Consider the following 12,680-nt stretch of genomic DNA (forward strand, 5'->3'; position numbering starts at 1 on the left):
CCGGCGTCGCTGCACCGGCTCGAAGCCCGGCCGGAGCCGGCGACCACGGTTCCGATCCCACACTCATGAGACAACAATGGCTGTCTTATCGACCCAAGATTCCGGTCCGGCGGTCGGCACCCGCGCGCCATCCTGCACAGCTAGCGTCGATTCGGCAGATCTTCAACGCGAATGACTCCGGGATGAGCGCGAAGTTTCTGTGCGACGTCTTCCACCGAGCGCCGTGACAGCCGCACGAAGGTGATCAACGTTTCATCCAACTTCGGATCATCCGCCCGCCGTGTCACGAATTGCCGGATGCGCGACGCGCGCACGCCGGAGACCGCCTGCAGGATATCGATGGAGAGGCAGCCGGCCTCGGACACCACCCGCAGCGGCCCGATATGCATCCGGTCGTGGTAGCGTTCCTGCAGCGGCTTCATGCCGGCGAGGATCACGAGCAGGATCACCGTGGTGGCGATGCCCGCCACGTAGAGGCCGCCGCCGACCGCCAGGCCGATTGCGGCGACCGCCCAGAGGCTGGCGGCGGTGGTGAGCCCCTTCACCACCTCGCCGCGCAGCAGGATCGTTCCCGCCCCGAGAAAGCCGATGCCGGAGACGACCTGGGCGGCCATGCGCGAGGGATCGAGGGTGACGTTGTGCGTGCCGAGCACGTCGGCGAAGCCGAAGGCCGAGACGATCATGATCAGGCAGGCCCCGACACCCACCAGCATGTGCGTCCGCATCCCGGCGGCCCAGAGCAGGCGTTCGCGCTCGACCCCGATCAACCCACTCAGGATCGCGGCCAGGAGCAGGCGCCAGACGATCTCGATGTTGCTCAGCATCCGTCGGTCACCTCCGGTCCGGGACGGGCGAGGGGGCGCGCCACGGCCTCACCCGAGGAGCGCGGCCAGCGCGTAGCAGGCGGCCGCGATCAGGGCGGCCGCGGGCAGGGTCAGAATCCAGGCGACCACGATGTTGCCGGCAACGCCCCAGCGCACCGCCGAGGTCCGCCGCGCCGCGCCGACGCCGATGATCGCGCCCGTGATGGTGTGGGTGGTCGAGACCGGGATGCCGAGCCAGGTCGCGGTGAAGAGCGTGATCGCACCGCCGGTCTCGGCGCAGAACCCCTGCATCGGGTTCAGCCGCGTGATCCTCGACCCCATCGTGTGCACGATCCGCCAGCCGCCGAGCAGCGTGCCCAGCGCCATCGCCGACTGGCAGGAGATCACCACCCAGAGCGGAACGTGGAACGAGGCGCCGAGATGGCCCTGCGAGTAGAGCAGCACCGCGATGATCCCCATGGTCTTCTGCGCGTCGTTGCCGCCGTGCCCGAGGGAGTAGAGCGAGGCCGAGACGAACTGCAGGACGCGGAATCGCCGGTCGACCGCGAAGGGCGTCGCGCGCACGCAGAGCCAGGAGACGATCAGCACCAGGAGGAGGGCGAGGAGGAAGCCGAGCAGCGGCGACAGCACGATGGCGGCGGCGGTCTTGGTCAGCCCGCTCCAGACCACCGCGCTGAAGCCCGCCTTGGCGACGCCCGCCCCGATCAGGCCGCCCACGAGGGCGTGCGAACTGCTCGACGGGATGCCGAAAATCCAGGTCACGATGTTCCAGACGATCGCCCCCATCAGCGCGCTGAAGATCACCCGCGGGTCGATGATGCCGGCATCGACGATGCCGGTGCCGAGGGTCTCGGCCACGTGCAGGCCGAAGAACAGGAAGGCGATGAAGTTGAAGAACGCCGCCCACAGCACGGCGTATTGCGGCCGCAGCACGCGCGTCGAGACGATGGTGGCGATGGAATTGGCCGCGTCGTGCAGGCCGTTGAGGAAATCGAAGAACAGCGCGACGGCGATCAGGCCGGCGAGGGCGGGCAGGGCGAGCGCGGTGGCCTCGGTCATCGGCGCGCCTACACGTTCTCGATCACGATGCCGCTGATCTCGTTGGCGACGTCCTCGAAGCGGTCGACCACGTCCTCGAGATGGCCGTAGATCTCGGCGCCGATGAGGTAGGCCATCGTGTCGCCATCGCCGCCGTCCTTGCGATGGGCCTGATAGAGCGTCTTGAGGCCCCGCTCCTGCATCTCGTCCGAGAGGCCCTCGACCCGGGTGATCTGCTCGGTCAGCCCGTTGATCCGCCCCGCATGGGTGCCGATGGCGGTGAGGAGCGGGATGGTCTCGGCCGTGAGCCGGGCCGCCTCGATCACGGTGCCGCCCATCTCCCGCATCAGGGGTTCGAAGCTGCGGACCTCGTACAGGGCGATGGTCTTCACCGTCTTGTTCATCTGGTCGATGGCGTCGTCCATCGACTGGATCAGGTCCTTGATGTCGCCGCGATCGAACGGGGTGATGAAGCTGCGGCGCACGGCGAGCAGCACCTCGGCGGTGATCGCATCCGCCTCGTGCTCGCGCTCCATCACCTGCTGGCAGTAGCGCGGGACGGCGTCGCCGCCCTGGAGAACACCCTGCAGCGCCTCGGCCCCGGCGACCAGGGTGCGCGAGTGCCGCTCGAAGAGGTCGAAGAAACGATCCTCGCGCGGCATCAACGCCTTGAACCAACCCAGCATTCCGGACCCCGGCCTCGTACCGCTTCGTTAGCCAACTAGGGTTCCGGCGGGGATCGGCGAGGGCCGGACCGTGCAGGGCCGTCGCTTTCCGGACGGAATCATCGTCCGACGACGCTGCGGATGGTGAAGCTCGACTGGATGCGGGCGACGCCGGGCAGCCTGGAGAGCACCGAACGGTGCAACCGCTCGTATTCCGCCATGTCGGCGACGCGGATCTTCAGGAGGTAGTCCGAATCTCCCGTCATCAGGTAGCAGTCCTGGATGTCGGGGCAGCGCCGCACGGCCGCCTCGAACCGGTTCAGGCAATCCTCGGTCTGCCGCTCCAGGGAGATCCGGGTCATCACCACGAGGCCGGCCGAGCCGGGCCCGTCGAGGAGCACGGTGTAGCCCCGGATGGTGCCGTTGCGTTCGAGCAGCCGCAGCCGGCGCAGACAGGCCGACGCCGAGAGCCCGACCCGTTCGGCCAGGGCGGCATTGGGAATCCGCGCATCCTCGCGCAGGACCCGGATGATGGCGGCATCGATCTCGTCCGGCGGCAGGATACGGTCTCCCTCGCACGGCGCAACGACCGTGTCATTCGTCGCAGGATCGTGCGCAGAATGGCATACGCATCGCAGGATCTGCAAGGATTTCGCGGCACCGCTCGCAGGATCCGGTGTCTCTGCGCTCGGGAGGGCGGGACGATCGGAGGCCGGCGCCTCCTGGCCCCGCCCATGCTTGGGGTCTCGGACCTCGGGGGAGACGTGCGATGCGGGTCCTGGTTCTCGGAAGCGGCGTGGTCGGTGTCACCACGGCCTATTACCTGGCCAAGGCCGGGCACGCCGTCACGGTGGTCGATCGGCAGCCCGCCGCCGGCATGGAGACCAGCTTCGCCAATGCGGGCCAGGTCTCGCCCGGCTACTCGGCGCCCTGGGCGGCACCGGGCATCCCCATCAAGGCGATGAAATGGCTGATGATGCGCCACCGGCCCCTGGTGCTGTGGCCGACCGTCGAGCCGCGCTTCTACGGCTGGCTCGCACGCATGCTCGCGAACTGCACGGAGGAGGCCTACATCCGCAACAAGGGCCGCATGGTCCGCCTGGCCGAATACAGCCGCGACGTCCTGCGCGACCTGCGTACCGAGACCGGCATCGCCTACGACCACCGGACCCGCGGCACGCTGCAGCTCTTCCGCACGCAGAAGCAGCTCGACCATGTCGGCGACGACACCCGCGTCCTCGACACCTACGGGGTCGCCTACGCGGTTCTGGACCCGGCCGGGTGCATCGCGACCGAGCCGGCGCTGGCCGCCGTGCGGGACAAGATCGTCGGCGGCCTTCGCCTGACCGGTGACGAGACCGGGGACGCGCACCTGTTCACGCAGCGCCTCGCGGAGCTTTGCGGGGGACTGGGCGTCCGCTTCCGCTACGGCACGCGGATCGACGGGCTGGAGGCTACCGGCGAAACGGTCACGGGCGTGGTCTGCGGCTCCGAAACGCTGCGAGCGGATGCCTACGTCGCCGCCATGGGGTCCTACACGGCGGCCCTGCTCCACCCGCTCGGGCTGCGCCTGCCGATCTACCCGGTGAAGGGCTACTCGCTGACCCTGCCGGTGACCAACCCCGACGCCGCGCCGGTCTCCACCGTCATGGACGAGACCTTCAAGGTGGCTCTCACGCGACTCGGCGACCGGATCCGGGTCGGCGGCACCGCGGAACTCGCGGGCTTCAGCGATGCCCTGCGCGCGCCGCGCCGGGCGACCCTGGAACGCTGCGTCCGAGACCTCTTTCCGGAGGGCGGCGACCTCGCGGCGGCCAGGTTCTGGACGGGCCTGCGCCCGATGACGCCGGACGGCACGCCGATCGTGGGTGCGACCCGCTACGCCAACCTCTACACCAATACGGGTCACGGCACCCTGGGCTGGACGATGGCCTGCGGCTCCGGGCGGATGCTGGCCGACCTGATGTCCGGCCGCGCCCCCGACATCGACCATTCCGACCTGGCACTGGCCCGCTACGCCGCCTGACGGGCTCAGGCGGTGAAGCCCTCAAGGATCAGCATGACCAGGGGGATGGCGAGGCCGGCGAGCACGGTCTGCAGGGCGAGGATGCCGGCCATCAGCGGCGCGTCGCCCCCGAGCTGCCGGGCCATGATGTAGGACGAGGAGGCCGTCGGCAGCGATTGGAACAGCAGGGCGGTGGCGGCGGCCGGCCCGTGCAGGCCGGCGGCGCGGCAGGCCAGGATCGTCACCGCCGGCATCAGCACGAACTTCGCGGCCGAGGCGACCAGGACCGGTCGCAGCCAGGTCCGCACGGTGCCGGGATCGAGGGCGGCGCCGACGCAGAGGAGCCCGAGGGGCAGGGAGGCCTGTCCCAGCGCCTTCAGTGTCGGTTCCAGGCCCGGCGGCAGGCCCAGGCCCGTGGCCTGCAGGGCGATGCCGAGGGCACAGGCGACGACGAGGGGGTTCAGGACGAGCTGGCGCAGGATCGCCCGCGGCGCGAGCCGGCCGCCCGATCCGAAGCGGGCGAAGACGAGCACGCACAGGATGTTGACGGTGGGGACGATCGCCGCGTTGGCGACCGCCGCGAGGGCGATGCCCTGCGCGCCGAACAGCCCGGCCGCCGCCGAGACGCCGACGTAGTTGTTGAAGCGCACGCCGCCCTGGAAGACCGAGGTGAAGGCCGCACCGTCGAGGCCGAGCCGCGGCCGGATCGCGAGCAGCGTCAGGGCCACCACGAGGGTCGAGGCCACGAGGACGCCCGCCAGCGCGAAGACCGGCACCCCGTCGAGGCGGGCGGTGGCGAGACCGTGGATGAACAGGGCCGGCAGCAGCACGTAGTAGCCGAGACGCTCCGCCTGGGGCCAGAACGCCCGGTCGACGAGCCCCCGGTGGCGCAGCGCCACGCCGAGGCCGATCAGCAGCGCGATCGGGACGAGGGCGAGGACCACCGTCGCGGTCACGCGGCGCAGCCGGGGAACACGGGACCGGGGGCGGATGGGTGGCGCATGGAGCGGGACCTGGGGGGAGGGCGACGCCCCCGTCTACCCGGAGCGGGTTGCGGAATGGTACCCGCCCCGGCGCATCCCCGGCGCGGAGGATCGGCCCGCCCCCAGGATCCCCGTGGCGGCGAATGCCGCGAGCGTAGCCATGGCCTCCGACTTGCATCATTTTAGTGCAGGACCCCGGTGCGAATCGCCGGGTGCGCGGAACCCCTGATGGCGCCCGAACAGCCCTCGCCGGCCGGCCTCGACCAGACCTATCGCCGGATCACCTGGCGGCTGCTGCCGTTCCTGATGTTCCTCTGGATCCTGTCCTGGATCGACCGGGTGAACATCGGCTTCGCCAAGCTGCAGATGCTCGCCGACCTGAAGTTCAGCGAGACCGTCTACGGCATCGGCGCCGGGATCTTCTTCATCGGCTACTTTCTCTGCGAGGTGCCGAGCAACCTGCTCCTCGAACGGATCGGCGCCCGCAAGACCATCGCGCGCATCACCCTGCTGTGGGGCCTGTGCTGCGTGGCGATGATGTTCGTCACCACCGCCGGCCTGTTCTACCTCCTGCGCTTCCTGCTCGGCGTGTTCGAGGCCGGTTTCTATCCGGGCGTGATCCTGTTCCTGACCTACTGGTACCCCACCGAGCGGCGCGCCAAGGTGTTCGGCCTGTTCATGTCGGCCTCCGCCATCGCCGGGGTGATCGGCGGCCCGCTCGCCGGCGCGATCATGACCGGACTCGACGGCGTGAACGGCTGGTCCGGCTGGCAATGGGTCTTCCTCCTGGAAGGCATCCCGTCGATCCTCGCCGGCATCGTCACGCTGGTCTACCTGACCGACCGGCCGGAGAAGGCCGCATGGCTGACGCCGGAGCAGCGCGCCCTGGTGGTGGCGGACCTCGCCCGCGACGCGGCGGCGCTCGGCCCGCGCGAGCACCGCATCCTGGCCTCCTTACGCGACGTGCGGGTCTGGCAGTGCATCGCGATCTTCTTCTGCATCATCACGGCGAACTCGGCCCTGACCTTCTTCGGGCCGAGCGTGGTCCGCGAGGCGGGCTACACCGATCCGCTCACCATCGGCTGGATCATGTCCGGCGCCTATCTCTGCGGCGCGGCCGGGATGATCCTCAACGGCCGCCATTCCGACCGCTCGGGCGAGGCGCGCCTCCATTGCGGCGTGCCGGCCCTCGTCGGTGCCGTGGCGATCGCGCTCCTCGGCCTGCTCGTGCCGGTCAGCCCGGTGCTGTCGGTCGTCGCCCTCACGGTGGCAATCGTCGGCACCATGAGCGCGATCCCGGTCTTCTGGCAGATCCCCGGCCGCTTCCTGGCCGGATCGGCCGCCGCGGCCGGCATCGCGCTGATCAACTCGGTAGCAAATCTGGCCGGCTTCGGCGCGCCCGCGGTGATGGGCGCCCTGCGCGAACAGACCGGCTCGGCCGCCACCGGCCTCTGGATCGTCGCCGGCTTCGAGGTCGCGACGCTTCTCCTCATCCTCGCCTTCGTCCCGCCGGAACCCGCGGCCCTGAGCCGCCGGGCCGCGGCGCGCGCCGCGCACGAACCCGCCTGAATCCGAACCCCGCACCGCTCGAGAAGGACACCCCATGGATCGACCGGCCCTTACGCGCCGCAGCCTCGTCGGGGCCGGCCTCGGCGCCGTCGCCGCCACCGGCGCCCTGGCGCAGGCCGGCCCGACCCCGCCGAGCGCCCTTGCGACGGCGCCGAAATCCCAGGCCGGCCTCGGCCCGCGCCTGACCCTGCACGCCATCGACAACTTCCACGGCACCCCCGGCGCCGGCATGGTCTGCGACCTCGCGATCCGCGAGGGCGACGCCTACCGGCCGATCAAGACCGTGACGACCGCCGCCAACGGCCGGCCGGCCGAGCCGCTCCTCGTCGACGAGGCCCTGAAGGTCGGCCAATACGAGTTGCTGATGCATTTCGAGGCGTATTTCGCGACGTTCGGCGTGGCCCTGCCGCAGCCGAACTTCCTCAGCCTGGTGCCAGTCCGCTTCGTGATCCGGGACGCCGGACAGCGCTACCACCTGCCGGTGCTGTTCACGCCCTGGGGCTATTCCTACTACCGCGGCAGCTGACGCGCCCGCAGACCTGCCCGAGACACGATACTTCGCGGAGCCCGACACATCATGGCCGGCATCACCACACACGTCCTCGACGCGGATCGCGGGCGCCCGGCGCCGGGCGTGCGCATCGACTTCTCCGTGATGGAGGGCGGCGCCTGGCGCCTCGTGAAGAGCGTCGTCACCAATGCGGACGGACGCACCGACGCGCCGATCCTGCCCGGGCCGGAGGCCAAGGTCGGGCAATACCAACTGGAATTCCACATCGACGCCTACCTGAAGGCCAAGCCCGGCGTGACCGAGGCCGACATCTTCGTCGACAATCCGGTGGTGCGCTTCGCGGTCTTCGACGCCGCGCAGCACTACCACGTGCCGATGCTGTGCGCGCCGGGCACCTGCGCCACCTATCGCGGCAGCTGACGGCGATGGCCGAGTCCGGAAAAGTCGATCTCGCCGCCGTCAACCGGCTGGACGCCGCGGCCTTCGTCGTGCGGTTCGGGGGGGTGTTCGAACACGCCGCCTGGGTCGCCGAGCGCGCCCATGCGCACGGGCCCTTCGCCGGCGTCGATGACCTCCACGCGGCCATGATGCGGGCCGTGCGGGCGGCGCCGGCCGAGACCCGCATCGCCTTCCTCAACGGCCATCCGGAGCTCGCCGGCCCGGAGGCGCGGGCCCGCAGCATGACGGCGGATTCGGCCAGCGAGCAGGGCAGCGCCGGGCTCGATCACATGCCGCCCGCCGACGCGGAGGCCTTCGACCGCCTGAACGCCGCCTATCGCCGGCGCTTCGGCTTTCCCTTCATCATCGCGGTCCGCGGCCGGGCGCGGGCCGAGATCCTGAGGATCTTCGAAGAGCGCCTGCAGCGGACCCCCGCCGAGGAGGAGCGGGCCGCCCTCGACGAGATCGCCCAGATCACCCGGATGCGGCTCGACCGTCTGGTCGCCGCCGCCGGGTGAGGGGGCCTACTTCAGGCGCGCGGCCGCCCAGGCGATGTGGTCGGCCATGAAGGTCGAGATGAAGTAGTACGAGTGGTCGTAGCCCTCGCGCATGTTGAGGGTCAGGGGAATGCCGGCGGTCTTGCAGGCCTCTTCCAGGAGCCACGGACGCAGGCCGTCGTCGAGGAAGCTGTCGGCAGTGCCCTGATCGACCAGGAACTCGGAGAAGCGGTGGCCGTCCGCGATCAGCGCGGTGGCGTCGTGGGCGCGCCAGGCGCTCGCATCCGGGCCGAGATACTTCTCGAAGGCGGGCTTCGACCAGCCGGCGGTGGAGGGCTGGGCGATCGGCGCGAAGGCCGAGCAGGACTTGAAGCGCTCGGGGTAGGTGAGGGCGATGGTGAGCGCGCCGTGGCCGCCCATCGAGTGGCCGAAGATGCCCTGGCGGGACATGTCGGCGGGGAATTCCTTGGCGACGAGGGCGGGCAGCTCCTCGGTCACGTAGCTCCACATCCGGTAGTTCGTGGCGTAGGGCGCCTGGGTGGCGTCGAGGTAGAACCCGGCGCCGGAGCCGAACTGCCAGTTGCCCTCCTCGTCCGGGATGCCGGGGCCGCGCGGGCTGGTATCGGGCGCCACGATGATGACGCCGTGCTCGGCCGCCGCCTTGCGGTACTCGCCCTTGTCCATGACGTTGGCATGGGTGCAGGTGAGGCCGGAGAGATACCACAGCACCGGCACCGGGCCGTGTTCGGCCTGCGGCGGCACGAACACCGCGAAGGTCATCGGGCAGCCCGTGGTCTGCGCATCGTGCTTGTAGACGCCCTGCGTGCCGCCATGGGCGCGGGCCTTCGAGATGGTTTCCATGAAGCTGCTCTCCTGCTGGGGGCTCAAAGTCCCGTTCCGGGGCTGGGAAAGGGTGCGATGTCGGGCCACTGAAAGAATGGTCGGTTCGCGCCCCTCCCTCTCTCCTCTGCGGGAGAGGGTGGCCCGCGTCAGCGGGTCGGGTGAGGGGAGCACCGGTTCCGGAGAGGTCGCCCCCTCTCCCGCCTGCTCCGCAGGTACCCTCCCCCGCAAAGGGGGGAGGGACCGGACACGATCTGTCCCGATCGGATCAGTAGACCACCACCGAGCGGATCGACTTGCCCTCGTGCATGAGGTCGAAGCCGTGGTTGATCTCTTCGAGCGGCATGGTGTGGGTGATCAGGTCGTCGATGTTGATCTTGCCCTCCATGTACCAGTCGACGATCTTGGGCACGTCGGTGCGGCCGCGGGCCCCGCCGAAGGCCGAGCCCTTCCAGACGCGGCCGGTGACGAGCTGGAACGGACGGGTGGCGATCTCCTTGCCGGCCTCGGCCACGCCGATGACGATCGACTCGCCCCAGCCGCGGTGGCAGCACTCGAGGGCCTGGCGCATCACGTTGACGTTGCCGGTGCAGTCGAAGGAGAAGTCCGCGCCGCCGCCGGTCACGTCGAGGATCGCCTGGACGACGTGATCGTTGCCGACCTCCTTCGGATTGATGAAGTGGGTCATCCCGAACTTGCGGGCCATCTCCTGCTTGTCCGGGTTGATGTCGACGCCGATGATCTTGTCGGCACCGACCATCCGGGCGGCCTGGAGCACGTTGAGTCCGATGCCGCCGAGGCCGAACACCACGACGTTGGCGCCGGGCCAGACCTTGGCGGTGTAGATCACCGCGCCGATGCCGGTGGTGACGCCGCAGCCGATGTAGCAGATCTTGTCGAAGGGGGCGTCTTCCCGGATCTTGGCCAGCGCGATCGCCGGCAGCACCGTGAAGTTCGAGAAGGTCGAGCAGCCCATATAGTGGAACAGGGTGTTGGACCCGCCCGGGCTGCCGCCGGTGGAGACGCAGGAGAAGCGCGAGGTGCCGTCCGGCATCACGCCCTGGCCCTGCGTCGCCCGGATGGCGGTGCAGAGGTTCGTGCGCTGCGACAGGCAGGACTTACAGTTGCGGCATTCGGGGGTGTAGAGCGGGATGACGTGGTCGCCGGGCTTCAGCGCGGTCACGCCGGCGCCGACCTCGCGCACGATGCCCGCGCCCTCGTGGCCGAGGATCGCCGGAAACTTGCCCTCGGAATCCAGGCCCGACAGGGTATAGGCGTCGGTGTGGCAGATGCCGGTGGCCATCAGCTCGACGAGGACCTCGCCGGCCTTGGGTCCCTCGATGTCGATGGTCTCGATGGTGAGAGGCTTCTTGGCCTCCCACGCGACCGCGGCGCGCGTCTTCATAGCGTTGTCCTTAGAGCTGTGATGATCACGGACGGCGGCGATGGATGCCGGCGCTTCGCCTCGCTGCACCCGGAGGGTGGCAAGCCGAACGGCCCGAAAATCTGGGTGGTGTTTGATGCCTCCGGCGTCGAGATGCAACAGCCGTGCGCGCCCGTTTGCGCCGGCGATGCGAATTTGGAATGACGGTCGCCGCGGCGCGACAGGATCGGACGGACCATGAAGGACTGGGAAGCAGGGCGGGACGCGCTGGTCGCGCCGGCGGCGGCGCGCAACCGGGCGGCGATCCTCGCGGTGCTGCGGGACGTGCTGCCCGAGACCGGCACGGTCCTGGAGATTGCCAGCGGGACGGGCGAGCACGCCGTGCATTTCGCCGCCGCGTTTCCGGCCCTGACCTTCCAGCCGAGCGATCCCGAGCCGGCCTATCGCCGCAGCATCGCGGCCCATGCCGAGGCCGCGGGCCTCGCCAACCTGCGGCCGCCCCTCGCCCTCGACGCCGCCACGGCGCCCTGGCCGATCCCGGGCGCCGAGGCCATCCTATGCATCAACATGGTCCACATCGCCCCGTGGTCCGCCACCGAAGGCTTGATGGCCGGTGCCGGCCGCACGCTCCCGCCGGGCGGAATCCTGTTCCTCTACGGCGCCTTCCGCGAGGGCGGGCGGCATACGGCGGAGAGCAACGCCGCCTTCGACCAGGACCTGCGGGCGCGGGACCCGCGCTGGGGCGTGCGCGACCTCGAGACCGTCGTGGAGACCGCGGCACAGCACGGCCTGCGCCTCGACGCCCGCCTGAGCCTGCCGGCGAACAACCTCGCGTTGGTGTTCCGGCGCGAGGCCGCAGCGGCCGGGGCCTGATGCCCGCCGGCCCCGAGGACCGTGTCCGAACCGACCGCATCGGCCCCCTGAGGGACCGGCTGGAGAGCCGCCAGATCGGGATCTACTTCGCCGCCATCGGCGCCGCCGTCGTCGCGGCGCTCACGGTGCCGGGTACCGCCGCGCTGGAGGCGGCGATCAATCCGGCCCTGGCGTTGATGCTGTTCGTCACCTTCCTGCAGGTGCCCCTGCGGGACCTGGCGGGCGCCTTCACCCGCGCCCGGTTCCTGGCCGCGCTCATGGCCGTCAACTTTCTCGCGGTCCCGCTGCTGGTCGCCGGCCTCGTCCCATGGCTCCCCGCCGACCCCATGCTGCGCCTCGGCGTGCTGATGGTGCTGCTGACGCCCTGTATCGACTACGTGGTGACCTTCGCGCATCTCGGCCGCGCCGACGCCCGGATCCTGCTGGCTGCGACCCCGCTGCTCCTCCTGGCGCAGATGGCGCTGTTGCCGGTCTACCTGACCGCCTTCCTCGGGGCGGAGGCGGCGCGGTTCGTGCAGGTTGGGCCGTTCGTCGATGCCTTCGTCTGGCTGATCGCCCTGCCGCTTGCGGCGGCCGGTCTCGTGCAGGTCTGGGGCGGACGGGTGCCGGCCGGTCGCCGCGCCGCGGCCCTGCTCGGCCTCCTGCCGGTCCCGGCGACGGCCCTGGTCCTGTCCGTGGTGATCGCGGCGGTGCTGCCGCAGCTCGGCCCGGCCCTGGACGCGGCCCTGCGGGTCGTCCCGGTCTACGCGGCCTACGCCGTCGCGGCGCCGCTCCTCGGCTGGGGAACCGGACGCCTGTTCGGCCTCGATGCGGCCGCCGGCCGAAGCCTCGCCTTCAGCGCCGCGACCCGGAACTCGCTCGTCGTCCTGCCGCTGGCCTTCGCGGTTCCGGGCGGCGTCCCCCTGCTGCCGGCCGTGATCGTCACGCAGACGCTGATCGAGCTGGCCAGCGAACTCGTATACGTGCGGCTGCTTCCGAGACTGGGACGCGGGGCATCGCCGGCGAGACCCGCCGGCTGAGGCGACACCCCACCCGCCGGCCGTCGCAGACCGC

15 protein-coding genes are annotated in these 12,680 nt (G+C 70.5%); 8 read left to right on the forward strand and 7 right to left on the reverse strand.

Translation table 11 applies throughout. From position 1 onward, the window contains the following. Positions 1-140: 140 nt before the first annotated feature. The 4 genes from ACXJY8_RS03055 to ACXJY8_RS03070 all read right to left on the reverse strand — a co-directional run bounded on the left by ACXJY8_RS03055 (position 141) and on the right by ACXJY8_RS03070 (position 3,087). A complete protein-coding gene (locus ACXJY8_RS03055) occupies positions 141-824 on the reverse strand; it encodes an MgtC/SapB family protein (protein WP_463776030.1) in 684 nt (227 codons plus the stop codon). A 48-nt stretch (positions 825-872) separates the two neighbouring features. After that, positions 873-1,883, reverse strand: coding sequence for an inorganic phosphate transporter (locus tag ACXJY8_RS03060; protein WP_463776031.1), 1,011 nt, complete (start codon positions 1,881-1,883; stop codon positions 873-875). A gap of 8 nt (positions 1,884-1,891) precedes the next feature. Then, a complete protein-coding gene (locus tag ACXJY8_RS03065) occupies positions 1,892-2,548 on the reverse strand; it encodes a DUF47 domain-containing protein (RefSeq protein ID WP_463776032.1) in 657 nt (218 codons plus the stop codon). A gap of 98 nt (positions 2,549-2,646) precedes the next feature. Next, complete coding sequence (locus tag ACXJY8_RS03070) at positions 2,647-3,087, reverse strand: Lrp/AsnC family transcriptional regulator (RefSeq protein ID WP_463780319.1); 441 nt, start codon at positions 3,085-3,087, stop codon at positions 2,647-2,649. A gap of 209 nt (positions 3,088-3,296) precedes the next feature. Here ACXJY8_RS03070 and ACXJY8_RS03075 point away from each other — a divergent pair, with 209 nt between their 5' ends. Then, a complete protein-coding gene (locus ACXJY8_RS03075) occupies positions 3,297-4,553 on the forward strand; it encodes a D-amino acid dehydrogenase (RefSeq protein ID WP_463776033.1) in 1,257 nt (418 codons plus the stop codon). 5 nt (positions 4,554-4,558) lie between these two features. Here ACXJY8_RS03075 and ACXJY8_RS03080 read toward each other — a convergent pair whose 3' ends face one another. Next, on the reverse strand, positions 4,559-5,488 hold the full coding sequence (locus ACXJY8_RS03080; RefSeq protein ID WP_463776034.1) for an AEC family transporter: 930 nt from the start codon (positions 5,486-5,488) through the stop codon (positions 4,559-4,561). Positions 5,489-5,743: 255 nt separating this feature from the next. Between ACXJY8_RS03080 and ACXJY8_RS03085 the strand changes: the two genes are divergently transcribed. From ACXJY8_RS03085 to uraD, 4 genes are read left to right on the forward strand one after another with little or no spacing between them, the layout of a single operon-like run. Next, positions 5,744-7,084 (forward strand): MFS transporter, encoded by a 1,341-nt coding sequence (locus ACXJY8_RS03085; protein WP_463776035.1) that lies wholly within the window; start codon positions 5,744-5,746, stop codon positions 7,082-7,084. Positions 7,085-7,118: 34 nt separating this feature from the next. Next, entirely contained in the window at positions 7,119-7,610 is a 492-nt protein-coding gene (gene uraH, locus ACXJY8_RS03090; protein ID WP_463776036.1) for a hydroxyisourate hydrolase, read from the forward strand. Between the two features lie 51 nt (positions 7,611-7,661). After that, on the forward strand, positions 7,662-8,015 hold the full coding sequence (gene uraH / locus ACXJY8_RS03095) for a hydroxyisourate hydrolase (RefSeq protein ID WP_463776037.1): 354 nt from the start codon (positions 7,662-7,664) through the stop codon (positions 8,013-8,015). A gap of 5 nt (positions 8,016-8,020) precedes the next feature. Further along, positions 8,021-8,551 (forward strand): 2-oxo-4-hydroxy-4-carboxy-5-ureidoimidazoline decarboxylase, encoded by a 531-nt coding sequence (uraD, locus tag ACXJY8_RS03100; protein ID WP_463776038.1) that lies wholly within the window; start codon positions 8,021-8,023, stop codon positions 8,549-8,551. A gap of 6 nt (positions 8,552-8,557) precedes the next feature. Here uraD and fghA read toward each other — a convergent pair whose 3' ends face one another. Both fghA and ACXJY8_RS03110 read right to left on the reverse strand, forming a co-directional pair. Then, on the reverse strand, positions 8,558-9,391 hold the full coding sequence (gene fghA / locus ACXJY8_RS03105) for an S-formylglutathione hydrolase (RefSeq protein ID WP_463776039.1): 834 nt from the start codon (positions 9,389-9,391) through the stop codon (positions 8,558-8,560). A 247-nt stretch (positions 9,392-9,638) separates the two neighbouring features. After that, positions 9,639-10,775 carry an S-(hydroxymethyl)glutathione dehydrogenase/class III alcohol dehydrogenase gene (locus ACXJY8_RS03110; protein WP_463776040.1) on the reverse strand — a complete coding sequence of 379 codons (1,137 nt, stop codon included), beginning with the start codon at positions 10,773-10,775 and terminating at the stop codon, positions 9,639-9,641. 21 nt (positions 10,776-10,796) lie between these two features. Here ACXJY8_RS03110 and ACXJY8_RS03115 point away from each other — a divergent pair, with 21 nt between their 5' ends. Genes ACXJY8_RS03115 through ACXJY8_RS03125 form a run of 3 tightly spaced genes read left to right on the forward strand, consistent with a single transcriptional unit; the run spans position 10,797 to position 12,646 of the window. Then, the gene (locus tag ACXJY8_RS03115) at positions 10,797-10,958 is read left to right on the forward strand and encodes a hypothetical protein (protein WP_463776041.1); all 162 of its coding nucleotides are present in this window, start codon (positions 10,797-10,799) and stop codon (positions 10,956-10,958) included. Between the two features lie 33 nt (positions 10,959-10,991). After that, positions 10,992-11,627, forward strand: coding sequence for a DUF938 domain-containing protein (locus ACXJY8_RS03120; protein ID WP_463776042.1), 636 nt, complete (start codon positions 10,992-10,994; stop codon positions 11,625-11,627). After that, complete coding sequence (locus ACXJY8_RS03125) at positions 11,627-12,646, forward strand: arsenic resistance protein (RefSeq protein ID WP_463776043.1); 1,020 nt, start codon at positions 11,627-11,629, stop codon at positions 12,644-12,646. Before ACXJY8_RS03120 ends, ACXJY8_RS03125 begins: the two co-directional genes overlap by 1 nt. Positions 12,647-12,680: the final 34 nt, after the last annotated feature.

The organism is Methylobacterium sp. TK31, assembly GCF_055361545.1.

Coding starts and splice junctions, on each gene's coding strand:
- ACXJY8_RS03110 (WP_463776040.1), bottom strand. CDS start 10,775: ATGAAGACGCGCGCCGCGGTCGCGTGGGAGGCCAAGAAGCCTCTCACC.
- uraH (WP_463776036.1), top strand. CDS start 7,119: ATGGATCGACCGGCCCTTACGCGCCGCAGCCTCGTCGGGGCCGGCCTC.
- ACXJY8_RS03055 (WP_463776030.1), bottom strand. CDS start 824: ATGCTGAGCAACATCGAGATCGTCTGGCGCCTGCTCCTGGCCGCGATC.
- ACXJY8_RS03120 (WP_463776042.1), top strand. CDS start 10,992: ATGAAGGACTGGGAAGCAGGGCGGGACGCGCTGGTCGCGCCGGCGGCG.
- ACXJY8_RS03115 (WP_463776041.1), top strand. CDS start 10,797: ATGATCACGGACGGCGGCGATGGATGCCGGCGCTTCGCCTCGCTGCAC.
- ACXJY8_RS03125 (WP_463776043.1), top strand. CDS start 11,627: ATGCCCGCCGGCCCCGAGGACCGTGTCCGAACCGACCGCATCGGCCCC.
- ACXJY8_RS03060 (WP_463776031.1), bottom strand. CDS start 1,883: ATGACCGAGGCCACCGCGCTCGCCCTGCCCGCCCTCGCCGGCCTGATC.
- ACXJY8_RS03075 (WP_463776033.1), top strand. CDS start 3,297: ATGCGGGTCCTGGTTCTCGGAAGCGGCGTGGTCGGTGTCACCACGGCC.
- fghA (WP_463776039.1), bottom strand. CDS start 9,391: ATGGAAACCATCTCGAAGGCCCGCGCCCATGGCGGCACGCAGGGCGTC.
- ACXJY8_RS03065 (WP_463776032.1), bottom strand. CDS start 2,548: ATGCTGGGTTGGTTCAAGGCGTTGATGCCGCGCGAGGATCGTTTCTTC.
- ACXJY8_RS03085 (WP_463776035.1), top strand. CDS start 5,744: ATGGCGCCCGAACAGCCCTCGCCGGCCGGCCTCGACCAGACCTATCGC.
- uraH (WP_463776037.1), top strand. CDS start 7,662: ATGGCCGGCATCACCACACACGTCCTCGACGCGGATCGCGGGCGCCCG.
- uraD (WP_463776038.1), top strand. CDS start 8,021: ATGGCCGAGTCCGGAAAAGTCGATCTCGCCGCCGTCAACCGGCTGGAC.